Source organism: Pseudomonas fluorescens, assembly GCF_000730425.1.
GTDB lineage: Bacteria > Pseudomonadota > Gammaproteobacteria > Pseudomonadales > Pseudomonadaceae > Aquipseudomonas > Aquipseudomonas fluorescens_X.
Genome location: NZ_CP008896.1, coordinates 2,435,871 through 2,461,940 on the forward strand (window position 1 = coordinate 2,435,871; position 26,070 = coordinate 2,461,940).

Genomic DNA, 26,070 nt, shown 5'->3' on the forward strand with positions numbered 1-26,070 from the left:
CCCGAGGTGCCTGTGGGATTTTCGCGGGCAAGCCCGCTCCTACAGGCCCAGCTTATTCGATGCCCACCTGGTTACGCCCATTGTGCTTGGCCAGGTACAACCCCTTGTCCGCTGCCGAGATCAACTGCCGGCAATCGGTGCCCAGCAACGGCGTCATGGTCGCCAGGCCAATGCTGATCGTCAGGCTCGCCCCTTCAGAGGGCGCGATATGCGGGATCTTCAGCGCGGCAACGGCCTGTCGCAACTTCTCGGCCACCAACCGCGCACCGCCCGGCGAAGTATTGGGCAGCACCAGGGCAAACTCTTCGCCCCCGTAGCGCGCCGGCAGGTCCGATGGACGGCTGCTGGCATCGCGAATGGTCGCCGCCACCTTGCGCAACGCTTCATCACCTTCCAGATGGCCAAAGCTGTCGTTGTAGGTCTTGAAGAAATCCACGTCGATCATCAGCAACGACAGCTGTGTCTGGTCACGCATGGCACGTCGCCATTCCAGTTCCAGGTACTCGTCGAAGTGCCGGCGGTTGGACAGCCCGGTCAAGCCGTCGGAGTTCATCAACCGTTGCAGTACCAGGTTGGTGTCCAGCAACTGTTGCTGGCTGACCCGCAGCGCACGGTAGGCCGCATCCCGCTGCAACAGCGTCATGTAGGAGCGCGAGTGGTAGCGGATACGCGCCACCAGTTCGATGTTGTCCGGCAGCTTGACCAAGTAATCGTTGGCACCAGCCGCAAATGCGGCACTCTTGATCATCGGGTCTTCCTTGGTGGAGAGCACGATGATCGGTATGTTCTGGGTCGCCGGGTGGTTGCGGTACTCACGCACCAGCGTCAGGCCGTCCAGCCCTGGCATGACCAGGTCCTGGAGAATCACCGTCGGCTTGATGCGGATCGCCTGGGAGATGGCCTGGTGTGGGTCGGCGCAAAAGTGGAAGTCGATATTGTCCTCATGGGCCAGACCGCGCCGCACGGCTTCGCCGATCATCGCCTGGTCGTCGACCAGCAACACCATGGCGGCGTTTTCGTCGGTCTTGAAGTCGTCGAGCTGTAAATCATTCATTTGCGGTCACCTGAGTTACTACGTGCAGGCCAGGACAGCGAGTTATATCGGTCATTTTGCGAATACCTCCAGCAATCGTGGCGCAATTCTGTCCAATGGGCGAATCTCAACAGCGGCATCAATCGCCGCTGCTGCTTTGGGCATGCCGTAAACTGCACAGCTCTGCTGATCCTGAGCGATGGTCAGATAGCCTTGCTGACGCATCAATTTGAGTCCCTGGGCTCCGTCGCGTCCCATGCCGGTCAGCAAGACGCCGACGGCATCGCCGTTCCAATGGCTGGCGACGCTCTCGAAAAACACGTCGATGGACGGTCGATAAATTTCGTTCACGGGCTGTGCCGTGTAGGCCAGCGTGCCGTTTTTCAGCAGCCGGATATGATGATTGGTGCCAGCCAGCAATACCACGCCGCTTTGCGGTGGTTCGCCCTCCCGTGCCAGGCGCACCGGCAGGCCCGAAGCGCTGCTCAGCCACTCGGCCATGCCGGCGGCGAACACCTGGTCCACATGTTGCACCAGCACAATGGCTGCCGCAAAGTCCCGAGGCAAGCCCTTGAGCAGGATTTCCAGCGCCGCCGGGCCACCTGCCGAAGAACCGATCGCCACCAGGCTCTGGCGTTTGCCCGTACTGCGCGGATGCACTGGCTCAGCACGCACCCGGCTGCCACGCTGGCCGATCAGCCAGCCAATATTGAGGATCTTGCGCAACAAGGGCGCCGCCGCCTCCTTCGCATCGCCAACCCCCAGCGCCGGGGTGTCCACCACATCCAGGGCCCCGTGGCCCATGGCTTCAAACACGCGACTGACATTCTGCTGGCGATCCACCGTAACGATAACGATAGCGCATGGCGTCTCAGCCATGATCTGCCGGGTCGCTTCCACGCCATCCATCACCGGCATGATCAGGTCCATCAGGATCAAGTCCGGCGTCAATTCGGCGCAACGCTGTACCGCTTCCTGGCCATTGGTGGCGACCCACACCACTTCATGGGCCGGCTCGAAGCTCAAGGCCCGGCGTAAAGCCTCGACCGCCAGGGGCATGTCATTGACGATGGCGATCTTCATGCCCGGGCGCCTCCAATCAACTCCACCACCGCATCGAGCAGGGCGTCATCGTGGAAACTGGCCTTGGCCAAGTAGTAGTCCGCACCGGCATCCAGGCCACGACGCCGGTCTTCTTCGCGATCCTTATAGGACACCACCATCACCGGCAGCGACTGCAGGCGAGTGTCACGGCGCAACAGTGTGACCAATTCAATACCGTCCATGCGAGGCATATCAATGTCAGTGATCAGCAGGTCAAAGTCTTCGGAACGCAGTGCATTCCAGCCATCCATGCCATCGACGGCGACCGCCACGTCATATCCACGATTAAGTAATAGCTTGCGCTGCAATTCGCGCACGGTCAGTGAGTCATCTACCACCAGAATGCGCTTGCGCGCAGCCTCGACGGTTTGCTGGGTGCGCCGGGCAATGCGCTCCAGGCGGCCGGTATTGAGCAGCTTGTCCACCGAACGCAGCATGTCCTCGACATCGACGATCAACACCACCGAACCATCATCGAGCAGCGCACCGGCAGAAATGTCCTGCACCTTGCCCAGGCGATCATCCAGCGGCAACACCACCAGGGTGCGTTCGCCGATAAAGCGTTCCACGGCAATCCCGTACACCGCATCCCGCTCGCGGATCACCACGACCTTGAGGGAGTCCTGGCTGTTTTGCCCAGGCGGGCGCTGCAACAACTGGCTGGCCGCGACCAGGCCGACATGCCGGCCCTCGTGCCAGAAATGCTGGCGGCCTTCCAGTTGCACGATTTCGTCGGGTTCCAGGTCGCACATGCGTTCGATATGGGCCAAGGGGAAGGCGTAGGCCTCTTCACCGACTTCCACCACCAGGCTGCGCACGACCGACAGGGTCAGCGGCACTTCCAGGTGGAAGCGGCTGCCCTGCCCGGCCGTCTGCTCCAGCACCACCGCGCCGCGTAATTGGCGGACCATGTGCTGCACCGCATCCAGGCCGACGCCGCGCCCGGAAACTTCAGTCACCTTGTCACGCAGGCTGAAGCCCGGCAGGAACAGGAAGGTCAGCAACTCCTCTTCGCTCAGGCGCGAGGCCGTTTCCAGCGGCGACAGGCTGCGCTCGACAATGCTGGTGCGCAAACGCTCAAGGTCGACACCATTGCCGTCATCGCTCAACTCCAGCACCAGCAGGCCAGCCTGGTGCGAGGCGCGCAGGCGGATCAAGCCTTCGGCCGGCTTGCCCGCCAGCAGGCGCTGCTCGGGCATCTCGATGCCGTGATCGACGGCATTGCGCAGCAAATGGGTCAGCGGCGCTTCGAGTTTTTCCAGCACATCGCGGTCAACCTGGGTCTTCTCGCCTTCGATTTCCAGGCGCACCTGCTTGCCCAGGCTGCGGCCCAGGTCGCGCACCATGCGCACTTGCCCCGCCAGCACATCGGCAAACGGCCGCATGCGACACGCCAGCGCAGTGTCATACAGCACCTGGGCGCGTTGCCCGGCCTGCCAGCCGAACTCATCGAGCTCGGCGGTCTTCTCTGCCAGCAACAACTGCGCTTCGCTCAACAGGCGGCGGGCATCGGCCAGGGCTTCCTGGGCTTCGAGGTTCAGGTCGACGGTCTTGAGCTGGCCATCGAGGTTGTCCAGGGCTCGGGCGCCGTTGCTTTGGATGCGCTTGAGGCGTTGCAGGCTGGACAGGTAGGGCTTGAGCCGCTGGGTTTCCACCAGGGACTTGCTGGACAGGTCCAGCAAGCTGTTCAAGCGCTCGGCCGTGACCCTCAAGACGCGCTCGCCCCCTTCGGTCATGCGTTTGTGCTGGCGCGGCACATCACTGCTGACGGGCGGTGCAGCCTCCGGTTCCGGGGGCAATAGCAGCGACTCTTCAAGGGACGGCAACGGCTCCGGGAGCGGCGCAGGCACTGGCGGCGGTGCAACCACCTTGGCCGTGGGTTGCGACGGATCCAGCAAGCGCTCCATCAGCGCCACATAGGCCTGGATATCCGCCGCGCCCACCGTGTTGCCCGGCGTGGCGATGCGCATCAGCAAGTCTGTGCCCTGCAACAACGCGTCGATATGTTCGGGTTGCAGGTAAAGCCGGCTTTCCTGGGCGCTGACCAGGCAATCTTCCATCACGTGGGCGACGCTGACACCGGCGTCGACCCCGACAATCCGTGCCGCACCCTTGAGCGAATGCGCCGCACGCATGCAGGCCTCAAGCTGGTCGGCCTGGGTCGGGTTACGCTCCAGGGCCAGCAGGCCGGCGCTGAGCACCTGGGTCTGGGTATCGGCTTCGAGGCTGAACAGTTCCAGCAGCGAGGCATCGCGCATCTGGTCGGGGGTCATGTGAGGCTCCGGGTCACGGCAGACAGCAGTTGCGCCTCGTCCAGCCAGCGCAGGCTGCGGCCCTTGAACTGCAGCACACCCTGGGTATAGCGCGCACTGGCCTGGGTACCGGACGCAGACGCCGCCTTGAGAGTGCGCTCATCGATAGCGTGAATGCCATCCACTTCATCCACCGGCACCACCACCGGCCCATCCTGCGCAGCGATGATCAGCATGCGCGGCATGATCCGCCCGCCGCTGGCGCCGCCGCCAGTGCTGTCGAGCCCGAGCAATTCCACCAGGGACAGGCAGGCCACCAGCGCACCGCGCACATTGGCGACTCCGAGCAACGCCCGGGAGCGTTGATGGGGCAAGGAATGGATCGGCTGTAAAGGCGCCACTTCCACCAGGCAACGGGTAGCGATGCCCAGCCACTCCTCGCCCAGGCGGAACATCAGCAGTGAACGTGTGGCCACCTCGTCATCTGCCTGCGCAGCGGAGGGATGACGGTCTTCCTGCTGCAAGGCATAGCGATCCAGCAAGCGGGTTGCCGCTGCCGAATACACGGCACAGTTGCGGCAGTGAATATGCTCGGCCAGCAATGGGCAGGATTTATCGCCGTGGACCCCTATGCGATTCCAGCAATCGTCGATGGCCTGGGTATCGGCTACCGTCAGGTCCAGGTCGGTATCCGAGAATGGGGAGCTACTCATCGTTTACGCTCACTGTCAGCGGATCGCTCGCTACGGGCGGCACGGGCTTGCAAGCGCCGTGCCCCCGCCGTATCACCCTGGGACTCCAGCAACGCGGCCAGGTGCATCAAGGCCTGCGGATGCTGGGGTTCCAGGTACAAGGCTTTTCGATAATACCCCTGGGCTTCCAGGGCGCTACCCGCCACGTCACTGAGCAGGCCCAGCCAGTAAAATACCTGGGCCGCCGGCGGATGGTCTTGCAGGTAGCGCTCGCAGGCCGCACGGGCCTCCAGGCTTTTGCCTTCGTTGGCCAGGGTCGCGATCTGACCGAGCAGATCGGCGGCATCCGAGTGCACGGGCGCAGGTTTGATCGGTGCCACAGGCGCCGCGAAGGCACTGAAGGGGCGGGGCTTGTTTGGAATCGGCGCTGCGCTGCGCTGGGGTATCGGAGGCGGTAGGGGGGCAAAGACCGGCTCAGGTGCAGCTTCGGCATGACGACTGAAGGCAAACGACTGCGGCACACCAATCGAGCGCATGCCCAGGCGCCCCAGCAGGCTGCCTTCGGCCGGGCCGATGAACAGTACGCCGTCGACATGGGTCAGGCCCTTGAGCACTTCAAACACCTGCTTCTGGGTCGGCTGGTCGAAGTAGATCAGCAGGTTGCGGCAGAACACAAAGTCATAGGTCGGCTCATTGGCCAACAACTGCGGATCCAGCAGGTTGCCCACTTGCAGGCGCACCTGTTCCCGCACCCGATCGGCGACGCGATAGCCATCATTTTCGGCACTGAAATGCCGTTCACGAAACTCGAGATCCTGGCCACGAAAGGAGTTCTTGCCATACACCCCACGCCGCGCCCGCTCCACCGACAACGGGCTGACATCCAGGCCTTGCACCTTGAACTGGTGGGGCGCAAGACCGGCATCAAGCAGGGCCATGGCGATGGAATAGGGTTCCTCGCCGGTGGAGCACGGCAGGCTGAGGATACGCAGGGCACGCATGTGCTTGATCTCGCCCAACCGGGTCACCGCCAGCCGCGCCAGGGTGGCAAAGGATTCGGGGTAACGAAAAAACCAGGTCTCGGGGACGATGACCGCTTCGATCAGCGCCTGCTGCTCCTCGCCGCTGGCTTGCAGGCGCTGCCAGTATTGATCGGCACTGAGCCCCTGCAACGCCTGGCTGCGCTGGCGCACGGCGCGCTCGATAATTGCCTCGCCCACCGAGGCGACATCCAGGCCGATACGTTCCTTGAGGAAGTCGAAGAAGCGTTGGTCATTGCTCATCATGCCTCCCCAACAGTCAGGTCAGGGGCAAACAGCAGGGCGCGGACCTCGGCAGTGAGCAGGTCGGCGACGCCGATCCACTGGGTCAGGCCCCGCTCGTCTTCACGCACTGGCCCCAGGTAGGGCGCCTGGCGATTGTCCAGGCCATAGGGTTGAAAATCCGCCGGGGCGCAGCGCAGGGTGTCAGTCGCCTGTTCGAGGATCAGCCCCAGCCAGCGCGACTCCAGCCCGCTCTCTGGGCGATAGTTGACCAGCACCAGCCTTGTACTGGTACGGGCCTGGGCCGGTGTACCAAAGGTCAGGGCACTGAGGTCGATCACCGGCACCATGCTGCCGCGATGGGCGAAAATCCCGGCGACCCATACGGGCGCATGGGCGATGGGCTTGAGCGGCAGGCGCGGCAACACCTCGGCCACTTCCGTGGCCTTGAGGGCGTAGCGCTCGCTGCCGATATGAAACACCAGGAACAAAGCTTTTTTGGCTGCCGTCACGGCGCCGCGTTTCGCCGCAGGATCACTCATCAGACTTTGAAACGCGACACGCCGCTGCGCAGACCCACCGCGACCTGGCTCAATTCATCAATGGCAAAGCTGGCCTGGCGCAAGGACTCCACGGTCTGGCTGCTGGCATCACCCAACTGCACCAACGCATGGTTGATCTGCTCGGCGCCTGTGGCCTGGGCCTGCATGCCCTCGTTGACCATCAGCACCCGCGGCGCCAGGGCCTGCACCTGGTGGATAATCTGCGACAGTTGCTCGCCCACTTGCTGCACCTCGAACATGCCCCGACGCACCTCCTCGGAAAACTTGTCCATGCCCATCACGCCCGCCGATACCGCCGACTGGATCTCGCGCACCATCTGCTCGATATCGTAGGTGGCCACAGCGGTCTGGTCGGCCAGGCGCCGCACTTCGGTGGCGACCACCGCAAAGCCACGCCCGTATTCACCAGCTTTCTCGGCCTCGATGGCGGCGTTGAGGGACAGCAGGTTGGTCTGGTCGGCCACTTTGACGATGGTCACCACCACCTGGTTGATGTTGCCGGCCTTCTCGTTGAGGATCGCCAGCTTGGCGTTCACCAGATCGGCGGCGCCCATCACCGAGTGCATGGTTTCTTCCATGCGGGCCAGCCCCTGTTGACCGGAGCCAGCGGCCACCGAGGCCTGGTCGGCGGCAGTGGACACTTCCGTCATGGTGCGCACCAGGTCCTTGGAGGTGGCGGCGATTTCCCGCGAAGTGGCGCCGATTTCGGTGGTGGTGGCCGCCGTTTCGGTGGCAGTGGCCTGTTGCTGCTTGGAGGTGGCGGCAATCTCGGTCACCGAGGTGGTGACCTGTACCGACGAACGCTGGGCCTGGGATACCAGGGCGGTCAATTCGGTCATCATGTCGTTGAAGCCGGTCTCGACAGCGCCGAACTCATCCTTGCGCTCCAGGTTCAGGCGCTTGCTCAGATCGCCGGTACGCATGGTTTCGAGGATATCGACGATGCGCTTCATCGGCGCCATGATCGCGCGCATCAGCAGCAGCCCGCACAGGCCGGCGGCGAGGATCGCGATGATCAGCGATACGCCCATGCTGATTTTGGCGGCATCGACGGCCTCATCGATGGCCGCAGTGGCCTTGTCTGCCACCTGTTTGTTCTCGTTGATAATGTCGTTGAGTTTCAGGCGCCCTGCGGTCCAGGCCGGCGTCAGTTTCTCGTCGAACATCATGACGGCTTCGGTTTCCTTATTGGCCTGGTGCAGTTCCAGGACCTGGGCCAGCACCTGGTTGTACTTCTGGTGCAAGGCTTCAAAGGTGTCGAACTCGGTACGATCCTGGTCGATATTGATCGTCTTGGCGTAACTGGCCATATGCTGCTCCAGCCGCGCTTCGAACGACTTGTAATCCTGCCGGTCGGCGTCGGAAATGCCCTGATGCTCGCGCAACCCGATCAATTCCTGGGTCTGCAGGTAGCTGTCGACCCAGGCGCTGCGGATCATCGAGCTGAAAAACACCCCCGGTACGGCGTCGTCGCGCACCGAGTTCTCGCTCGCTTCGATCTTCAGCAACCGTGAATACGAGACCACAACCATCAGTAGCATGATGGCGATAATGACCGCAAAGCTCGCCAATATGCGTTGGCGCAAGGTCCAGTTCTTCACAGTATTTCCTCGAGGGCCGATCAAATGCCGGGGAGTATAGCTGAGGCCGTGCCATCATTTATCAATGGGTTGTGGGCCAAGTCTCAAGGAATACAAAAACACCCCGTAACCTTTTACGGCTGCGGGGTGTTTTTCTGTGCGGGGTGGGTCAGAGCGTGGCTTGGCGTACCTGTTTTTCCAGCTCACTCTTCAGACCCGGTTCCAGCTTGAGCTGGCGGGCCAGTTCGTCGAGGTAGGATTTCTCCATGAAGTTTTCCTCGTCCACCAGCATGACGCTGGCGATGTACATTTCGGCGGCCATTTCCGGGGTGCTGGCGGCCCGGGCTACATCGGCGGGGTCCAAGGGTTTGTTGAGCTCGGCATGCAGCCAGCGTTGCAGCTCCTGGTCGTTATCCAGCTTGACGAACTCACCTTCGATCAAGGCTCGCTCGCGCTCGTCCACATGGCCATCGGCCTTGGCCGCGGCCACCAGGGCCTTGAGAATGGCCTGGCTATGCAGTTCAACCTGGGCCGGCGGCAAGCGGTCGAGGGTTTGCGGCTCACCTTTTGGCGCACCGGCCTGTTGCGCCTGCCAATTGCCGTAGGCCTTGTAGGCAATCACGCCCAATGCAGCAAGACCACCATAGGTCAGGGCCTTGCCGCCAAAGTTGCGGGCCTTTTTATTACCCAGCAGCAGGCCCATTGCTCCTGCGGCCAGCGCCCCGCCACCCGCGCCGCCGAGTAGGCTACCGAGCCCGCCACCGCCGAGCAGGCCACCGAGTGCACCTTTGTCATCCCCTTTACGTTGACCGCCAGCCTTGTTTTGCAGCATGTCCTGGCCGGACTTGAGCAACTGATCAAGCAATCCACGGGTATTCATTCATAGCCTCCAGAGACTTGGGTTCATAGGTTCAATAGGCCTTCAGCGTAAAACTAAGTGCCAATAATCCTGGATATAGAGTGCTTCCAGATGTAACTCAAATCGGGACTGGTGGGTTGGGCAGAAGACGCAACGACAGGCAAAAAAAGGCCCCGCAATGCGAGGCCTTTTATAGGGGCGCCATTCTCTTCAACTTGCAGGCCTCATCCCCTGGGACATTCCAAACATAAACAGCAACAGCTGATGATCTGGCTGGCTCACCCCCGCGGTCTTGGCGACCCGCGGCACCGGGCATTGCCCGCCATCGTGCACCGCGCTGAGGACTTCCGTGCGGGGCTGCTCCCAGGCAGCCAGGGCCAAGGATGCGATGCCCAAGGCCCCCACCAGAAACAAACCTCGTGCTATTTCTAGCTTCATTAGGTTAAACCCTTGATAGCGCTGCCAAACGCCGTTTCATAAAAGTAGCTGAGTTTTTGCCAGTCGACGGCATTCCACGACGAATGGCGACGCAATTGCTGCATGTCATGGGCAGCGGCCCGCCGGGCGGTCAAGCGCTGGCGGCACTTCTCAAGATCCAGCAGCGCCACGTCGACCGTCGCCTCGTCGCCCTCCCCAGTGACCCGCACAAAAATATGCTTGCTGTACAGGCAGCCATGCTGCCAGCGCCCCTTGTGCATGCGGACCAGGGTTTGTGCCAACGCCTGGAGCAGACGTTCGTGCACGCGCTCTCCGTATTGTTCGCGACCACCTGCGGCGTACCAGCTGTCAATTTCATTGAAGCCATCCAGCGACGCCGTCACCAGCAAGGCGGTCCATTGATGTTCAGCATCACGACGGGCCCCGCAGAACACCAGCTCCGGGACGCCTACATCCAGCAAGCGCAGGCCCCTGAGCGCATCACGCTCACGCAGCACAGTCGGCCGCCCAAAAGGATATCGCCAACTGCGGTAGGTATGGCCTGTCTGGCGCTTGCTGTAGAGCAAGCGCCCATTGGTACCGATCACCCGCTGCACGCCGCTTTCTCCACCGCGACGTCGATTGGGCTCCTCAACCCACTGGCCCTGCTGGCGCCAAAAATAATCAAACCGCTCTTCGGGAGCTACGTGACTGCCTGCTACGTACTCAACTGCCATCCTGCTACCTCTTGCGCAATACATACACTCGCCACATGGCGTACAGCGGTATGAAGTCCAAATACTCCTGGACGCGGAAACCTGCTTGCTCAAACTCGGCCTCAACAGTAGCAGCCGGTAACACAAATCGATTTCGGTAACTGTCCTGCTCACTTTTGTTGCGACGCTGCACTTCCAGGCGTTTGCGCTTCCAGGCCTTGAAGTTGCCGTCCACCCACAACGAAATGATCACGCTATCGCGGGTAACTCGTTGAAATTCCTTCAATATCGCCATTCGATGCGCAGGCTCGCCAATGTGATGCAACAGGCGCATGCAAAAAATGCTGTCCACTGCGTTGTCTGGCAAATCGATATCAAAGGCAGATGTCTGCAAGGGTCGTACCTGCTTGACCACTTCTGCCGGTTGCGCGCCCATGGCGGTGTTCAGCATGGACTCGGAATTGTCCGCACCGATAATGATCCGGTTGGGCTTTTCTGCCAGCAGCGGCCAGAAACGTCCGGCACCGCAAGGCAAGTCCAGCACCAGTCCCGGCTCGCCAGCCATCGCCAGTGCACCACGGGCCAATTGTTCGTCACGTTTGTGAGATAGCCGGCGCGCCAGGGTGTCCTGATGTTTAAGCAAGTATTCCTGAGCGTGCTGATCGTCGTACTTTTCGGAAAATTCAAGCTTGATAGGGGTAGCCATCAACGGGTCTCCTGGACTGATGCCTACAACCTTAAGCAGCTGCACGTCATCCTCAAGTCAACCCTTTGTGAAAAAATCGTCCCGTCTAACCCTAAAGAATTACAAGGTTTTACAGGGAAAAAGCTTGGCATGAAGCCATCTTCGCCAAGCAGGAGAAATGCTGCCCCAAGAGCTGGGGCAGGAAAGGGATCAAGGCTTGAGCTGGTTCAACTCAACATGGAAGCGGCAGCCATTGGGCTCCATTGTACTGAGGCTGACCACCCAGCCCTGACTCTCGCAGATGCGCTGGACCAGCGACAAACCCAGGCCCAGGCCGTCACCGCGCTTTTCGTTACCGCGCACAAACGGCTCGAACATGGCCTCGCGCTTGTCTTCGGGAATCCCCACACCGCTGTCTTCGACCACAAAACCGGTGGGTTCCAGCGTCAGGCGGATAAACCCGTGCTCGGTGTAATGCAGGGCATTGCGCAGCAGGTTGCCCATGACCGCATGCAGGAAGGTGGCGTTGTAGCGAGTGTCGAGTGGGTTGCCCGGCTGGTAGAACAACTCGATACCCTTGTGCTCGATAGGATCGCGCCAGATCCCCAGCAGGCCCTCCGCGACTTCGGACAGATTGACCTGGGGCGACATCGTGGTGTCGTCATGCTGGGCACGAGCCAGCATCAGGAAGGTCTGCACCAGTTCGCGCATTTCTTCACAGGCCCGGGCAATACGCTCGACCTGTCGACGCCCCCGTGCATCAATCGCCGGGTTTTCCAGCAGCAGTTCGCAGGAACTGGCCAGCACCATCAACGGGGTACGCAGTTCATGGCTGACATCGCTGGTGAACAAACGCTCACGGGTCAAGGCCTGCCGCAGACGGCCGAGGGTAGCGTCGAAGGCCACCGCCAGCTCGCCGACTTCGTCAGCTGCGTAGTCCGGGGCCAACGGCGGGGCCAGGCCCAACAATTGATCACGATGACGCACCTGGCGGGCCAGGCGCACCACCGGTGCCATCACCTTGCGGGCAAGGACCCAGCCCAGGAATACCGCCAACGCCAGGCTGAGGACAAACCCCACCAACACCACCGCAAACAGCACACGCTCGCGCTCTTCGAAATCGCTCTGGTCTTGCAGCAGGACATAGCGGCGACCGTCGACGATCTCGACCATCGCATGGTAGGAAAGTGCATCGCGAAATACTTCGTGAAAGCCGGCGTCCAGATGCCGCAAGTCCTTGGGAAGCTGGAAATCCCCGCGCCCGCCGCTGAAGTAGAACAACTGGTCCGGCTCGGGGCGGTGGCGCCAGTCTTCGACACTGTCCATCAACAGCAGGCGTTGCAGGTCTCCGCCCAGGCCTGCCGAAATCAGTTTTTCTTCCACCAGGTGCACCGTGGCGACGATGCCCATGGCGAAGGCCCCCGCCACCAGCGCGCTCATCAGCGCAAAGGCGATGATGATCCGCTGGGCAAGGCTTTGCTTAAACTCCATCACGGCCCTCAGCCAAGCGATAACCCACGCCATGTACCGTTTGCAGCAGCGGCTTGGCAAATGGCTTGTCGATCACCTGGCGCAGTTGATGGACATGACTGCGCAGGCTGTCACTGTCCGGGCAGTCATCGCCCCACAAGGCTTCTTCAAGCACTTCGCGGCGCAGGACGTGGGGGCTTTTCTGCATCAGCACCGCGAGTAACTTCAGGCCGACCGGGTTGAGCTTGAGCAGGCGCCCTTCACGGGTCACTTCCAGGGTGTCGAGGTCGTAGGACAGGTCGCCGACTTGCAACTCTCGCCGACCGCCCCCCTGGGCACGGCGCAGTACAGCTTCAATGCGTGCGGCCAATTCCGACAGGGCAAATGGCTTGAGCAGGTAATCGTCGGCTCCGGACTTGAAGCCTTGCAGGCGGTCGTCCAATTGATCGCGGGCGGTGAGCATGATGACCGGCGTATCGCGGCGCGCGTCTTCACGCAGGCGTTTACACAGGGTATAGCCATCAATGCCGGGCAGCATGATATCGAGCACGATCAGGTCATAATGCTCGGTGGCAGCCAGGTGCAAGCCTGACAACCCGTCCTGCGCACAGTCCACGGTATAGCCCTTGAGCCCCAGGTAGTCCGCCAGGTTGGCCAGAATATCGCGGTTGTCTTCAACCAATAAAATTCGCATGGGCAGTGTCTCCGTACGCGGTAACGGCCGTGTTGGCCCGCGCAGCTTAAGGCCAAGTATGGCTTACCGCTAGGCCTGAAAGGCCAACGTATTACTCTTTTCAACTGATTGCCAGATACAACGAGTTTTTCACTATCGGTTCACAGCTTGACTACAGTTCCAAAGTGAAAATCGCCCCCCATTGATATAAGGAACTTGGATATGGGCTTTATCAAAACTGCGCCAATGCGCTACCTGCTACTGGTGACCGGCGCTTGGCTGGTCATTTTTTTGCTGACCCGCAGCGTGCTGCTCGTTACCCACCTGGATGAAGTCAGCGGCAATCTGCTGCCGGTATTCGGCGTGGGCCTGCTCTACGACCTGGGGTTCCTGGCCTATGCCGCACTGCCCCTGGGCCTGTATCTGCTGCTATGCCCGCCCGCTTTATGGCGCCGGCGCGGCCATCGCTGGTTCCTGCAAGGCGTACTGACCATCAGCCTGTTCGCCATGCTGTTCACGTCCGTGGCCGAGTGGTTGTTCTGGGATGAATTCGGAGTGCGCTTCAACTTTATCGCCGTCGATTACCTGGTGTATTCCGATGAGGTACTGAACAACCTGCTGGAGTCCTACCCCATCGGCAAACTGTTGAGCCTGCTGGCGGTACTGGCAATTGTCTTGAGCCTGGCCTTGCGCAAACTGTTCAACGCAGCACTCGACGCCCCCCTGCCAGACAGGCGTGGGCGCTTGCTCAATGCCTTGGGGTTGCTGGTGGTTGGCGGCCTGAGCCTGCAATTGATCAACCAGGACAGCCCGCGCACCCAGGGTGGCAACGCCTATAACAATGAACTGGCCAGCAATGGCCCGTACCAATTCTTCGCGGCGTTCCGCAACAATGAACTGGACTACAGCCAGTTCTACAAAAGCCTGCCCACCGACATTGTCGCCAGCCAGTTACGCGCTGAACTCAGTGAACCCAATGCCCGTTTTATCGGCACTGATCCACTGGATATTCGCCGCGCCATCGACAACCCCGGCACCGTGCGCAAACCCAATATCGTGCTGGTGACCATCGAAAGCTTCAGCGCCAAATACATGGGCAGCAACGGTGATGAGCGCAACCTGACCCCCAACCTTGATGAGTTGCGTAAACACAGCCTGTACTTCAACAATTTCTACGCCACCGGAACCCGCACCGACCGTGGCCTGGAAGCCATTACCCTGGCCATCCCGCCAACTCCGGGGCGCTCCATCGTCAAGCGGATCGGCCGGGAAAGCGGCTTTGCCAGCCTGGGCCAACAACTCAGCGCAGTCGGCTATGACAGCGTGTTCGTGTATGGCGGCCGCGGCTACTTCGACAATATGAATGCGTTTTTCAGCGGCAATGGTTACCGGGTAGTCGATCAGAGCAGCGTCGCCGAGTCCGAAATAAGCTTTAAAAATGCCTGGGGCATGGCCGATGAAGACCTCTTCAAGCAAACCCTGAAGCTGGCGGATGCCGACTATGCCAAGCAGCAACCGTTCCTGCTGCAGCTGATGACCACCTCCAACCATCGTCCCTACACCTACCCGGACGGCAGGATTGATATCAAGTCCGGCAATGGGCGAGACGGCGCGGTGAAATACACTGATTACGCCATCGGCCAATTCCTGCAGGCCGCGCGCCAAAAACCGTGGTTCGACAATACGATCTTCGTGTTTGTCGCCGACCACACCGCCGGCAGTGCAGGCAAGGAAGACTTGCCGATCACCAACTACCAGATTCCACTGTTTATCTATGCGCCGAAGTTGATAGAAGCCCGTGAAAGCGCGCAACTGGCCAGCCAGATCGACCTTGCCCCAACACTTCTGGGCCTGTTGAACCTGAGCTATGAATCGACGTTTTTCGGACGCAACCTGCTGCAAGACAACCCGCTCCCCCCTCGCGTGGTGGTCGGGAACTATCAGCACCTGGGTTTGTTTGACGGTACCAACCTGGCAATCCTCAGTCCCCGCCAAGGCCTTCGCCGTCATGACCAGGCGCTGGGCGCAAGCCAGGAGTCCCGGGTCGACAGCAATGACCCGCTGATCCAACGCGCGATCACTTACTATCAGTCGGCCAGTTATGGCTTCAAGCAACACCTGCTGAACTGGAAGCAAAACAAGGACTAGGCTCCCTGCCGGAGAGAGCTTGCTCGCGATGGCGATGTATCAGTTGATGCATGTGTGACTGATACACCGCCCTGCTCCCACACAAATCCCTCTGCCACACATTGTTGAAGCCCATGAAAAAGCCCCGCCTGATCACTCAGGCGGGGCTTTTATGCATCGGGGGTAAGGCTGGCTTACATCATGCCGCCCATGCCACCCATGCCGCCCATGTCTGGCATACCGCCGCCAGCCGAGCCTTCTTTCTTCGGTGCATCGGCAATCGCAACATCGGTGGTCAGCAGCAGACCAGCGATCGAAGCGGCGGCTTGCAATGCCGAACGAGTCACCTTGGTTGGGTCCAGGATGCCCATTTCGATCATGTCGCCGTACTCGCTGGTAGCAGCGTTGTAACCGAAGTTGCCTTTACCGTTCTTGACAGCGTTAACCACAACGCTTGGCTCGTCGCCGCTGTTGGCAGCAATCTGACGCATCGGTGCTTCAACAGCGCGACGCAGTACAGCGATACCAACGTTCTGGTCGGCGTTGTCGCCGGTCAGTTCGGTCAGGGCTTCCAGAGCACGGATCAGCGCAACGCCACCGCCAGGTACCACGCCTTCTTCAACGGCTGCACGGGTTGCGTGCAGGGCGTCTTCAACGCGGGCCTTCTTCTCTTTCATTTCAACTTCGGAGCCAGCGCCAACCTTGATCACTGCAACGCCGCCAGACAGCTTGGCCAGGCGCTCTTGCAGTTTTTCACGGTCGTAGTCCGAGGAGGTTTCAGCAACCTGGGCACGGATCTGGGTGATGCGAGCCTGGATGTCCTGCTCAACGCCAGCACCGTCAACGATGATGGTGTTTTCCTTGGAGATGGTCACGCGCTTGGCGCTACCCAGGTTTTCCAGGGTGGCGCTTTCCAGGCTCAGGCCGATCTCTTCGGAGATAACGGTACCGCCGGTCAATACGGCGATGTCCTGCAGCATGGCCTTGCGACGATCGCCGAAACCCGGAGCCTTGACGGCTGCGACTTTAACGATACCGCGCATGTTGTTCACAACCAGAGTCGCCAGGGCTTCGCCTTCAACGTCTTCGGAAACGATCAGCAGTGGGCGGCCGGCTTTGGCAACGGCTTCCAGCACTGGCAGCATTTCGCGGATGTTCGAGATCTTTTTGTCGACCAGCAGGATCAGCGGGCTGTCCAGCTCGGCAACCATGGTTTCTGGCTTGTTGACGAAGTATGGGGACAGGTAGCCACGGTCAAACTGCATGCCTTCTACAACCGACAGTTCGTTTTCCAGGCCAGTGCCTTCTTCAACGGTGATCACGCCTTCTTTGCCGACTTTTTCCATCGCTTCGGCAATGATGTCGCCGATGGAGCTGTCGGAGTTGGCAGAGATGGTACCTACCTGAGCGATCGCCTTGGTGTCAGCGCACGGCTTGGACAGGTTCTTCAGCTCTTTGACGATGGCGATGGTCGCCTTGTCGATACCGCGCTTGAGGTCCATCGGGTTCATGCCGGCAGCGACGGCTTTCAGGCCTTCGTTGACGATCGACTGAGCCAGTACGGTGGCGGTGGTAGTACCGTCGCCTGCGTCATCGTTGGCACGGGAGGCAACGTCTTTGACCAGCTGCGCGCCCATGTTTTCGAAACGGTCTTCCAGTTCGATTTCTTTGGCGACGGAAACGCCGTCCTTGGTGATGGTCGGAGCGCCGAAGCTCTTCTCGATGATCACGTTACGGCCTTTCGGGCCCAGGGTCGCTTTTACTGCGTCAGCCAGGATGTTGACACCGGTGAGCATTTTCTTACGGGCGGAATCGCCGAATTTAACTTCTTTAGCAGCCATGATCGATATTCCTTAAATACTTTGTAGTAACGGGAAAATGAGCGGGGAATCAGCCTTCCAGTACAGCGAGAATCTCGTTCTCAGCCATGACCAGCAGGTCTTCGCCGTCGACTTTCACAGTGTTGCTGCCGGAGTAAGGGCCGAATACAACCTTGTCACCGACTTTGACGGCCAGCGCACGCACTTCACCGTTTTCCAGAGTCTTGCCTGGGCCAGCAGCGACGATCACACCGTGGTTGGCTTTTTCAGCAGCCGAACCTGGCAGAACAATACCGCCAGCGGTTTTCTTTTCTTCTTCGCTGCGACGGATAACGACGCGGTCGTGCAGAGGACGAAGCTTGCTCATTGTCGATCTCTCCTAATTGTAAGTTTCATCGGCCGGTATCAGTACCGGCGGGTTGTATTCCGGCGATGCCGGTCGCGGTTCGCCAGGCGAAACGCGGAAGTCTGTCTGGTGTCGCCACCAGAAACCTTGCGGTGACCGTTACATAAGGGCGTATATGCTTATTACAAGGGCCGCAGGTGAAAAATTTTGTGTCTGGCAGGCCCCTGAAAACGCCACGGCACCCGAAGGTACCGTGCCAGGGTGAGTATCACTTGGAGTCGCGGTGCTCGAACTCGCCTTCGATCACATCACCTTCACGCCCAAGGGGCTGGCGAGGCGCCGGCCCGCCACGGGGTTGCAGGTCATCGGCAAAGGCGCGCTGGCGGATCGCCGCCTCTTCGGCACGCTGGCGCATCTTGCCCGCCAGCAAGCGACGAGTGAATGGCAGCAGCAGGATCAAGCCCAGCACATCGCTGACAAAACCCGGCACGATCAGCAGGCCACCGGCCAAGGCCATCATCAGGCCTTCGAGCATGGTCTGGGCCGGCAACTCACCGCGATTCAGGCTTTCACGGGCACGCAGTGCCGTGGCCAGGCCCGCGATGCGCAGCACGAACACGCCGAGCATCGAGCCGAGAATGATCAGCAGCAGCGCCGGGAAAAACCCGATAGCCCCGCTGACCTTGACGAATACGAACAGCTCCAGCACCGGAAACAGCAGAAAGAGCAACAAAAAAGGGCGCATCAAATGGTTCCTCAACGCAAGAATGCCTTGCTACTAGACCTTAAATGACGTCGCCCTTTCGTGAATTCAAGCGTGTGGGGTCGCTTTTTTCGGCCAGGCCTCGGCATGAGCCAGGAAAACCAGGGCCTCCCGCACTTGTGTCGGAGTGTTGCAGGCATCCGCAAAGGGCAACCAGTGCAGGCCCTGGCCGATACGCAGGTGCATGCCTTCACTATCGATACCGGCCAATTGTGCCGGTTCGAAGGTCGGCAAACCGGCCAGTTCGACATAGTGGGCAATGGCCTTGGTGTGATCGCTGTTCATGTGTTCGATCATGCTCAGTTCGGCCTTGCCGGCGAACGGGTTGGCCAGGGTCAGTTGATCGACCCAGTGGATCGCGCCGAAACCGCCGATATAGCGATGACGCACCGGCTTGAGGACCCAGAAATCGAAATCGTGGGCCTTGTGATAGTTCGCTGAATCCGGGAAGTACCGGTAGTAACGCTCGGCGGCGGCGGCAATGTCCGCCTCGCCTTCGAGTTTTTCGGCTTCGCCAAGATAGGTAAGGCGCCCGACCGCCTGGACATCATCAGCCTCACGCTCGCCTACCAGCAGTGAACACTTGGGATTTTTCTGCAGGTTATGGGTGTGCTGGGCGATACGGCTGATCAGGATCAGCGGCCGCCCCTCTGCGTCCAGGCAGTAAGGCACCACCGAACCAAAGGGAAAACCGGGCATGGCCTTGGAGTGGGTGGCGAGTGCCCCACGGTATTCCTTGAGCAGTAGTTCTCGGGCATTCTTGGCTACATGGACGCTCAACTTATGACTCCTTCGATAAATTCCGTCAAAAAACGGACTTGGGCAACCGCTTAAATCTGCTCACAGGACATGCGAATGCATCTCAACGACAAAGTAATCATTATCACCGGCGGTTGCCAGGGTTTGGGCCGCTCCATGGCCGAGTATTTTGCGAGCAAAGGTGCCCGCCTGGCGCTGGTGGACCTCAACCAGGAAAAGCTCGATGCGGCCGTAGCGGCATGCCAGTCCCATGGCGTCACCGCGCGCAGCTATCTGTGCAACGTGGCGGACGAGGAACAGGTGACCCATACCGTGGCGCAGATCGCCGATGATTTTGGCGCGATCCACGGCTTGATCAACAATGCCGGAATCCTGCGCGATGGTTTGCTGCTCAAGATCAAGGACGGTGAGATGACCAAGATGAGCCTGGCCCAGTGGCAGGCGGTGATCGACGTCAATCTGACTGGCGTATTCCTCTGCACCCGCGAAGTGGCGGCAAAGATGGTGGAGCTGGAAAACCAGGGTGCCATTATCAACATCTCGTCGATTTCCCGTGCCGGCAACGTTGGCCAGACCAACTATTCGGCGGCCAAGGCCGGTGTGGCGGCGGCGACGGTGACCTGGGCCAAGGAACTGGCACGCCATGGCATCCGCGTGGCGGGCATTGCGCCGGGCTTTATCGAGACCGAGATGACGCTGGGCATGAAGCCCGAGGCGCTGGAGAAGATGACGTCGGGGATCCCCCTCAAGCGTATGGGCCGACCGGAAGAGATCGCCCACTCGGCGGCATACATCTTCGAGAACGACTACTACACCGGGCGCATCCTGGAACTGGATGGCGGCTTGCGCCTTTAAAAGCAGGCTGCCCAGCTTCCGTAGGAACCGGCTTGCCGGCGATGCAGGCACCTCGATCCATCCAGGGATACCGAGGTGATGCTATCGCCGGCAGGCCGGCGCCTACAGGAAGATGGGTTACCAGGTCACGCCAAAACCTGCGGTGTAACGGGTCTTGCTCAAGTCACTGTCCGAGCCGCCGCTGATGATGTCGCGCTCGGCCTTGAGGTTGAGCGAGGCCCATTCGGTAACTTTGTAGCGCAGGCCCATTTCGGCATCGAGGGCGTAGTCGGCGGGGCCGGCCAGGGGCTTGCCTACTTCGCCGTGGGTGAAGAACTCCACGGTCTTGCCGACCAGGTAGCGGTTGTAGTCCCACTTCATTGCCAGGGAATAGAAGTTGTCCTTGCCGCCGTCCCGGTATTCATAATCGGTACGGTTGAGCAACGAACCCAGGGAGAACGCCCCCAGTTCATCATCCCAGAACTGATAACCCGGGCCGGTACCGACGGTGCGCTGGCGCCGCAGGTCTTCGACCTTGTCGTGCTTGTAGGTCAGGCGCCCCTGCCAGAACCACTGGTCGGTAATAAACCGGTCCAGCGCGTATTCGGCTCTCCAGTTGTCGGTGGTCACCACATCGTTCTGGAATTCGCGGTTGTATTCGCCTTCGGCAATATGACGCCACTTGCCGTGACGGGCGGTGGTCTTGAAGTCGATGTCATAGTCGTCGGTGTCTTTTTCCGCACGTTTGTAGTCCAGTGCCACGTCGACATTGCCTTTCCACACCAGGTCCTCGATCACAGGCTTGGGCTTGATGATCTGCTGGATGCTGGCCAACTCCACCGTCTTCGGTGTCTCGCCGTTGGCCAGGACCACCTTGCCGTCTTCGGCCGGCTGCAGAGACTTGGCCTTCTCGCCGGTATAGGCATCCTGCTTGACCAGCAACTCCTGGTCGCTTTCCAGGGTTTTCACCTGTTTCCAGTCCACCGGGATCGCACCCGCGTATTCAGTCTGGATCAATAGCTTGCCGCCGTCGAAAACCTTGATCTTGCCCGTCAGGCGATCACCGTTTTTCAACCAGACCGTATCGGCCAACACAGGGGTAGAAGCAGTAAAGACAGCGAGGCACAGCAAGGTTCTGGACAACATAAGCAATTATGGGGCTCAAATTTGGCGAAAAAGGGGGCATTATCGGCGTAGCGCAAGTCTTAGCAAGGACTGACTCAAGGTTTTCTATTGAGTTCAATTCTCAACGCCATCTTTACAGACACTTCCTACGCAACCACGATCAATTTCAACCGAGCCGCCCGAACAGTGAACGAGCCCGCCGATACCCCGCAAACCCCTGCTGAAATGCGCCGTACCGCGCTCTACCTGACCTTGGCCCAAGTGCCCGAAGGCTGCGTGGTCAGTTACGGCGAACTGGCGTACCTGGCCGGACTTGGGCGTGCCGCTCGCTTCGTGGGGCGCACGCTGAGCCAGCTTCCCGAAGGCTCCAAACTGCCTTGGCACCGCGTGGTCGCCGCCGGCGGTCGGATAAGTCTGCCCGTGGGTAGCGCCTCGGGCGATGAACAACGTGCGCGTTTGCGTGGGGAAGGTGTCAGTATCCTGAACAATCGCGTTGATATTCAGCGCCATGGCTGGCGCCCGGTAGAGCACAGCGGTTAGAGTGCGCGCTTTGTTTCCGTAAATCTGAGGCAGACTCCAGCCCATGCCCCGTAAAACCTGGCGCGCCGCGCTCGCTGCCTATGCCAGCCCCTCGACGTTAGTGCTGTTACTGCTTGGCTTTGCCGCCGGCCTGCCTTACATGTTGGTGTTCTCGACGCTCTCGGTCTGGTTGCGTGAAGCCGGTGTGGCACGCGAGACCATTGGCTATGCGAGCCTGATCGGCCTGGCATATGCGTTCAAGTGGGTCTGGTCGCCGCTGCTGGACCAATGGCGCCTGCCGCTGCTGGGCAAGCTGGGCCGTCGTCGTTCCTGGCTGGTGCTGTCCCAATCCCTGGTGATTCTCGGCTTGATCGGCATGGGCTTCTGCGACCCGCAGAAACACTTGTCCTGGCTGATCGCCATTGCCGTTATCGTTGCCTTCGCCTCCGCCACCCAAGACATTGCGGTGGACGCCTATCGCCTGGAAATTGCCGACGACAGTCGCCAGGCCGCCCTGGCCGCCAGCTATATGTCCGGCTATCGCATCGCCGCCCTGCTGGCCACGGCGGGCGCGCTGTTCTTTGCCGAAGGCTTTGGTTCCACCGGCTTCAACTACAAGCATTCGGCGTGGACCGGCACCTACGTGCTGTTCGGCGTGCTGATGATCCCTGCCCTGCTGACCAGCTTTTTCATGCGTGAACCCGATGTGCCCCTGCGCACCCAGTTGCAGGCCGGGCGCTATACGTTTGCCCATCAACTGATGTCGGTATTTGTGCTGATCATCCTACTGGTGTCGGTACCGGCGATGTTCACCCAGTTGTACAACACCGATTTCGCCAGCGTGCTGTTCGACGGCGTGAGCCTGCTCGACCTGCTACTGGAGGATCGCGCCTTCCTGCGCGCGATCCTCTATATCACCCTCACCGCCCTGTGCCTCTCGGCCATGGGCCGCAGGGGCCTGGCGCCGGTGCTGACACCGGTCAACGACTTTATCCTGCGCTACCGCTGGCAGGCCCTGCTGCTGCTTGGGCTGATTGCCACCTACCGTATGTCGGACACGGTGATGGGCGTGATGGCCAACGTGTTCTATATCGACCAGGGGTTCACCAAGGACCAGATCGCCAGTGTCAGCAAGATCTTCGGCCTGATCATGACCCTCGTCGGCGCCGGCATGGGCGGCCTGCTGATCGTGCGCTTCGGCATCCTGCCGATTTTGTTTATCGGGGGCATCACCTCGGCCGGCACCAACCTGCTGTTCCTGATGCTCGCCGACATGGGCGCCGACCTGCAGATGCTGATCTTCACCATCTCCCTGGACAACTTCAGCTCGGGCCTGGCGACCTCGGCGTTCGTCGCCTACCTGTCGAGCCTGACCAACCTGAAGTTCTCCGCTACCCAGTACGCCCTGCTCAGCTCGATCATGTTGCTGTTGCCACGGCTGATCGGCGGTTACTCGGGGGTCATGGTGGAAAAGTTCGGCTATCACAACTTCTTCCTGATCACGGCAATGCTCGGTGTACCAACACTGCTGCTGATTGCCCTGCATTGGTACCAGGAAAGCCGGCGGATCCGCCTCACCCCCCCCTCCCCCGACTGACCTCAATCCCTGTAGGAGCCGGCTTGCCGGCAATGGCGCCCGCAAGCCCTGCGATGCCGGACTGGCCTCATCGCCGGCAAGCCGGCTCCTACAGCAGACCTGATGCCTGTACTCTGGCGGCGACCGCCCGTACAATCCCAGGTCACTTCAAGTCCAAGCAACCGACAACGGCCTACCATGCGCACCAGTCAATATTTGCTCGCCACACAGAAAGAAACGCCTTCCGACGCGGTTGTGATCAGCCACCAGCTGATGCTGCGCGCCGGCATGATCCGCAAACTGGCCTCTGGCCTGTACACCTGGCTGCCCATGGGCTTGAAGGTGATGCGCAAGGTCGAAGCGATCGTTCGCGAAGAAATGAACGCCGCCGGCTCTCTGGAAGTGTTGATGCCGAGCACTCAGCCGGCTGAACTGTGGCAGGAATCCGGGCGCTGGGAGGAGTACGGCCCTGAATTGCTGCGCTTCAAGGATCGTCATGGCCGCGACTTCTGCGCAGGCCCGACCCATGAAGAAGTCATCACCGACCTGATGCGCAACGAGTTGAGCAGCTATAAACAGCTGCCCCTGAACCTGTATCAGATCCAGACCAAGTTCCGTGACGAAATCCGCCCGCGCTTCGGCTTGATGCGTGGCCGCGAATTCATCATGAAGGACGCCTATTCGTTCCACGCCGACCAGCCTTCGCTGCAAGTCACCTATGACCGCATGCACCAGGCCTACTGCAACGTGTTCACCCGCCTGGGCCTGAAGTTCCGCCCGGTCGAAGCGGACAACGGTTCTATCGGTGGCGCGGGCTCCCATGAGTTCCACGTGCTGGCAGAGTCCGGCGAAGACGATATCGTCTTCAGCGATGGCTCCGACTACGCCGCCAACATCGAGAAAGCCGAAGCCGTGCCACGGGAAACCTCCCGTCCTGCGCCCGCTGAAGAACTGCGCCTGGTCGATACCCCAGACACCAAGACCATCGCGGCCCTGGTCGAGAAATTCAATCTGCCGATTGAAAAGACCATCAAGACCCTGATCGTGCGTGCCGAGGAAGAAGGCAAGTTGATCGCCCTGGTTATCCGTGGCGACCACGAGCTCAACGAAATCAAGGCGGCCCAGCAACCTGGCGTGGCCAGCCCGCTGGTCATGGCCTCGGATGCCGAACTGCGTGACGCCATTGGCGCCGGCGCCGGTTCCCTGGGCCCGCTGAACCTGCCATTGCCGATCATCATCGACCGTTCCGTCGAGCTGATGAGCGACTTCGGCATCGGTGCCAATATCGACGACAAGCACTACTTTGGCGTCAACTGGGAGCGCGACCTGCCAGTGCCAACCGTGGCCGACCTGCGCAACGTGGTTGCCGGTGACCCAAGCCCGGATGGCAAGGGCACCCTGGAAATCAAGCGCGGTATCGAAGTGGGGCACATCTTCCAGCTGGGCAACAAGTACAGCAAGGCGATGAAGTGCGAAGTGCTGGGCGAAAACGGCAAACCAGTGACCCTGGAAATGGGCTGCTATGGGATTGGTGTTTCCCGCGTAGTGGCCGCAGCCATCGAACAGAACCACGACGACAAAGGCATTATCTGGAGCGACACCCTGGCGCCGTTCCAGATCGCCCTGGTACCACTGCGCTACGAAACCGAGCAGGTCCGCGAAGCCACCGACAAACTGTATGCCGAACTGACAGCCGCCGGTTTCGAAGTGCTGCTGGATGATCGCGACAAGAAGACCAGCCCGGGCATCAAGTTTGCCGACATGGAACTGATTGGCATCCCTCACCGGATTGTGGTCAGTGACCGCGGCCTGGCCGATGGCAATCTGGAATACAAGAGCCGGACCGAAGCCGAAGCCCAACCGTTACCGGTGGCTGACGTGCTGCCCTTCCTTCAGGCGCGTATTCGTCGCTGAAAACCAGATCAAGAGAAGTCATGTTCAAGCGAAACACCAAAGCCCTGGGGGGCGCCGCCTTGTGCGGCGCCCTGCTGGTCAGCGGCTGCGCCAATCAGATGTCGCAGCGTAGCGAGCACGAGGAACGGGTCGAGCGCAAATTGCTCGACCACAGCCTGCAGATCGATGTCGGCGAACCCAAAGTGCTTGAGCTGCCGCAACGCCGCGTGCGCATTCATGAACAGCGGACTTTCGAAGTCACTGAATTTGAAGTCACGCGCCACTATGATCGCTACACGCCCTATCAACCCTGGCGCGAGCTCTATGAGATCCCGCTGGGCGCCGTGGCAGTCGTGGCGGGCGCCGGGGCCAACGTGGCGAACATCTTTGCCCTGGGCAACCTGCCGGACAGCATGACCCATGACTGGATCAGTTACGGCGTGGCCGGGCTCAACCCGTTCATGAACGTGCAATCCCATGGCCGGGCGCAACAGAACCTGGCGGGCATCGATGAAATCCAGCGTGACCGACGCCTGGAGTACACCAGCCTGCCCTGGAGCGAGCGACCGGTGCAGGTAAAGGCCGGCAAGCAGACCCATGAGATGACTACCGACCGCAATGGCGTCCTGCGCCTGAACCTGTTGGACAGCCCATTTGCCGAGCAGGATCTGAGTAAGGTCCGTACCTTGCGTATCAGCATTGAAGATGACCATGACGATGTGCATTCGGACTCATCCCTGGCCATCAGCAGCACCTTGCGCGGCAAATTGCTGGAAGCCCACGGCTTGATCTACGACGACCTGGAGGATGACGAAGTCAGCCAATGGGTGCATCGGGTCAAGCGCCTGTCGGAACTGGGCCTGGAAGAAGAAGCCAGCGAACTGGAACAGAGCCTGATTGAACTGACCCGCAATGATCCCGAATTGCAGCAGGAATTTCTCAAGGCATTGACCAAGGATGCCGGCCGACTGGTGGCCGACCCCGGTACTCGCTGACCCCCTG

The 26,070-nt window shown here is 60.4% G+C and carries 24 protein-coding genes; 6 read left to right on the top strand and 18 right to left on the bottom strand.

Annotated features, from left to right (window positions below; translation table 11 throughout):
* Positions 1 to 52 precede the first annotated feature (52 nt).
* The 13 genes from HZ99_RS10650 to colR form a co-directional block, all read right to left on the bottom strand.
* On the bottom strand, positions 53 to 1,054 hold the full coding sequence (locus HZ99_RS10650) for a diguanylate cyclase domain-containing protein (protein WP_038442895.1): 1,002 nt from the start codon (positions 1,052 to 1,054) through the stop codon (positions 53 to 55).
* 51 nt (positions 1,055 to 1,105) lie between these two features.
* Entirely contained in the window at positions 1,106 to 2,116 is a 1,011-nt protein-coding gene (locus HZ99_RS10655; RefSeq protein WP_038442896.1) for a chemotaxis response regulator protein-glutamate methylesterase, read from the bottom strand.
* The gene (locus HZ99_RS10660) at positions 2,113 to 4,410 is read right to left on the bottom strand and encodes a hybrid sensor histidine kinase/response regulator (protein WP_038442897.1); all 2,298 of its coding nucleotides are present in this window, start codon (positions 4,408 to 4,410) and stop codon (positions 2,113 to 2,115) included. Before HZ99_RS10660 ends, HZ99_RS10655 begins: the two co-directional genes overlap by 4 nt.
* Positions 4,407 to 5,102, bottom strand: coding sequence for a chemotaxis protein CheW (locus HZ99_RS10665; RefSeq protein WP_038442898.1), 696 nt, complete (start codon positions 5,100 to 5,102; stop codon positions 4,407 to 4,409). Before HZ99_RS10665 ends, HZ99_RS10660 begins: the two co-directional genes overlap by 4 nt.
* Positions 5,099 to 6,364 (bottom strand): CheR family methyltransferase, encoded by a 1,266-nt coding sequence (locus HZ99_RS10670; RefSeq protein WP_038442899.1) that lies wholly within the window; start codon positions 6,362 to 6,364, stop codon positions 5,099 to 5,101. Before HZ99_RS10670 ends, HZ99_RS10665 begins: the two co-directional genes overlap by 4 nt.
* Complete coding sequence (locus HZ99_RS10675; protein WP_038442901.1) at positions 6,364 to 6,885, bottom strand: chemotaxis protein CheW; 522 nt, start codon at positions 6,883 to 6,885, stop codon at positions 6,364 to 6,366. Before HZ99_RS10675 ends, HZ99_RS10670 begins: the two co-directional genes overlap by 1 nt.
* Complete coding sequence (locus HZ99_RS10680; protein WP_038442902.1) at positions 6,885 to 8,507, bottom strand: methyl-accepting chemotaxis protein; 1,623 nt, start codon at positions 8,505 to 8,507, stop codon at positions 6,885 to 6,887. Before HZ99_RS10680 ends, HZ99_RS10675 begins: the two co-directional genes overlap by 1 nt.
* Before the next feature lie 148 nt (positions 8,508 to 8,655).
* Positions 8,656 to 9,366 (bottom strand): tellurite resistance TerB family protein, encoded by a 711-nt coding sequence (locus HZ99_RS10685; RefSeq protein WP_038442903.1) that lies wholly within the window; start codon positions 9,364 to 9,366, stop codon positions 8,656 to 8,658.
* A 189-nt stretch (positions 9,367 to 9,555) separates the two neighbouring features.
* The gene (locus HZ99_RS10690; protein WP_038442906.1) at positions 9,556 to 9,783 is read right to left on the bottom strand and encodes a hypothetical protein; all 228 of its coding nucleotides are present in this window, start codon (positions 9,781 to 9,783) and stop codon (positions 9,556 to 9,558) included.
* Positions 9,783 to 10,499: a lipopolysaccharide kinase InaA family protein gene (locus HZ99_RS10695; protein ID WP_038442907.1), complete on the bottom strand. Its 717-nt coding sequence runs from the start codon at positions 10,497 to 10,499 to the stop codon at positions 9,783 to 9,785. Before HZ99_RS10695 ends, HZ99_RS10690 begins: the two co-directional genes overlap by 1 nt.
* Before the next feature lie 4 nt (positions 10,500 to 10,503).
* Positions 10,504 to 11,184 carry a class I SAM-dependent methyltransferase gene (locus HZ99_RS10700; protein WP_038442909.1) on the bottom strand — a complete coding sequence of 227 codons (681 nt, stop codon included), beginning with the start codon at positions 11,182 to 11,184 and terminating at the stop codon, positions 10,504 to 10,506.
* Positions 11,185 to 11,373: 189 nt separating this feature from the next.
* Positions 11,374 to 12,654 (bottom strand): sensor histidine kinase, encoded by a 1,281-nt coding sequence (locus tag HZ99_RS10705; RefSeq protein ID WP_038442911.1) that lies wholly within the window; start codon positions 12,652 to 12,654, stop codon positions 11,374 to 11,376.
* A complete protein-coding gene (gene colR / locus HZ99_RS10710) occupies positions 12,644 to 13,327 on the bottom strand; it encodes a two-component system response regulator ColR (protein WP_029295378.1) in 684 nt (227 codons plus the stop codon). The genes HZ99_RS10705 and colR overlap by 11 nt, the downstream gene beginning before the upstream one ends.
* A gap of 201 nt (positions 13,328 to 13,528) precedes the next feature.
* Between colR and HZ99_RS10715 the strand changes: the two genes are divergently transcribed.
* Entirely contained in the window at positions 13,529 to 15,454 is a 1,926-nt protein-coding gene (locus HZ99_RS10715) for an LTA synthase family protein (RefSeq protein WP_038442912.1), read from the top strand.
* 173 nt (positions 15,455 to 15,627) lie between these two features.
* On the opposite strand, the gene groL is transcribed toward HZ99_RS10715, so the two are convergent.
* From groL to HZ99_RS10735, 4 genes are all read right to left on the bottom strand, one after another.
* Positions 15,628 to 17,274 carry a chaperonin GroEL gene (gene groL, locus HZ99_RS10720; protein WP_038442913.1) on the bottom strand — a complete coding sequence of 549 codons (1,647 nt, stop codon included), beginning with the start codon at positions 17,272 to 17,274 and terminating at the stop codon, positions 15,628 to 15,630.
* A gap of 49 nt (positions 17,275 to 17,323) precedes the next feature.
* On the bottom strand, positions 17,324 to 17,620 hold the full coding sequence (locus HZ99_RS10725) for a co-chaperone GroES (protein WP_017846112.1): 297 nt from the start codon (positions 17,618 to 17,620) through the stop codon (positions 17,324 to 17,326).
* A 247-nt stretch (positions 17,621 to 17,867) separates the two neighbouring features.
* Positions 17,868 to 18,344: an FxsA family protein gene (locus HZ99_RS10730; protein WP_032862421.1), complete on the bottom strand. Its 477-nt coding sequence runs from the start codon at positions 18,342 to 18,344 to the stop codon at positions 17,868 to 17,870.
* A gap of 66 nt (positions 18,345 to 18,410) precedes the next feature.
* Positions 18,411 to 19,142, bottom strand: a complete 732-nt coding sequence (locus tag HZ99_RS10735; RefSeq protein WP_038442916.1) for a HugZ family protein — start codon at positions 19,140 to 19,142, stop codon at positions 18,411 to 18,413.
* A 75-nt stretch (positions 19,143 to 19,217) separates the two neighbouring features.
* On the opposite strand from HZ99_RS10735, the gene HZ99_RS10740 reads away from it, so the two are divergent.
* A complete protein-coding gene (locus tag HZ99_RS10740; protein WP_038442917.1) occupies positions 19,218 to 19,976 on the top strand; it encodes an SDR family oxidoreductase in 759 nt (252 codons plus the stop codon).
* Positions 19,977 to 20,093: 117 nt separating this feature from the next.
* Here HZ99_RS10740 and HZ99_RS10745 read toward each other — a convergent pair whose 3' ends face one another.
* Complete coding sequence (locus HZ99_RS10745; RefSeq protein WP_038442919.1) at positions 20,094 to 21,101, bottom strand: DUF481 domain-containing protein; 1,008 nt, start codon at positions 21,099 to 21,101, stop codon at positions 20,094 to 20,096.
* Positions 21,102 to 21,266: 165 nt separating this feature from the next.
* On the opposite strand from HZ99_RS10745, the gene HZ99_RS10750 reads away from it, so the two are divergent.
* The 4 genes from HZ99_RS10750 (at position 21,267) to HZ99_RS10765 (ending at position 26,063) form a co-directional block, all read left to right on the top strand.
* Complete coding sequence (locus HZ99_RS10750) at positions 21,267 to 21,620, top strand: MGMT family protein (RefSeq protein WP_038442920.1); 354 nt, start codon at positions 21,267 to 21,269, stop codon at positions 21,618 to 21,620.
* Between the two features lie 43 nt (positions 21,621 to 21,663).
* Complete coding sequence (locus HZ99_RS10755; protein WP_038442921.1) at positions 21,664 to 23,196, top strand: AmpG family muropeptide MFS transporter; 1,533 nt, start codon at positions 21,664 to 21,666, stop codon at positions 23,194 to 23,196.
* A 177-nt stretch (positions 23,197 to 23,373) separates the two neighbouring features.
* Positions 23,374 to 25,089 carry a proline--tRNA ligase gene (locus HZ99_RS10760; protein WP_038442923.1) on the top strand — a complete coding sequence of 572 codons (1,716 nt, stop codon included), beginning with the start codon at positions 23,374 to 23,376 and terminating at the stop codon, positions 25,087 to 25,089.
* 20 nt (positions 25,090 to 25,109) lie between these two features.
* Positions 25,110 to 26,063 (top strand): hypothetical protein, encoded by a 954-nt coding sequence (locus HZ99_RS10765; RefSeq protein ID WP_038442925.1) that lies wholly within the window; start codon positions 25,110 to 25,112, stop codon positions 26,061 to 26,063.
* The last annotated feature ends 7 nt before the right edge of the window (positions 26,064 to 26,070 follow it).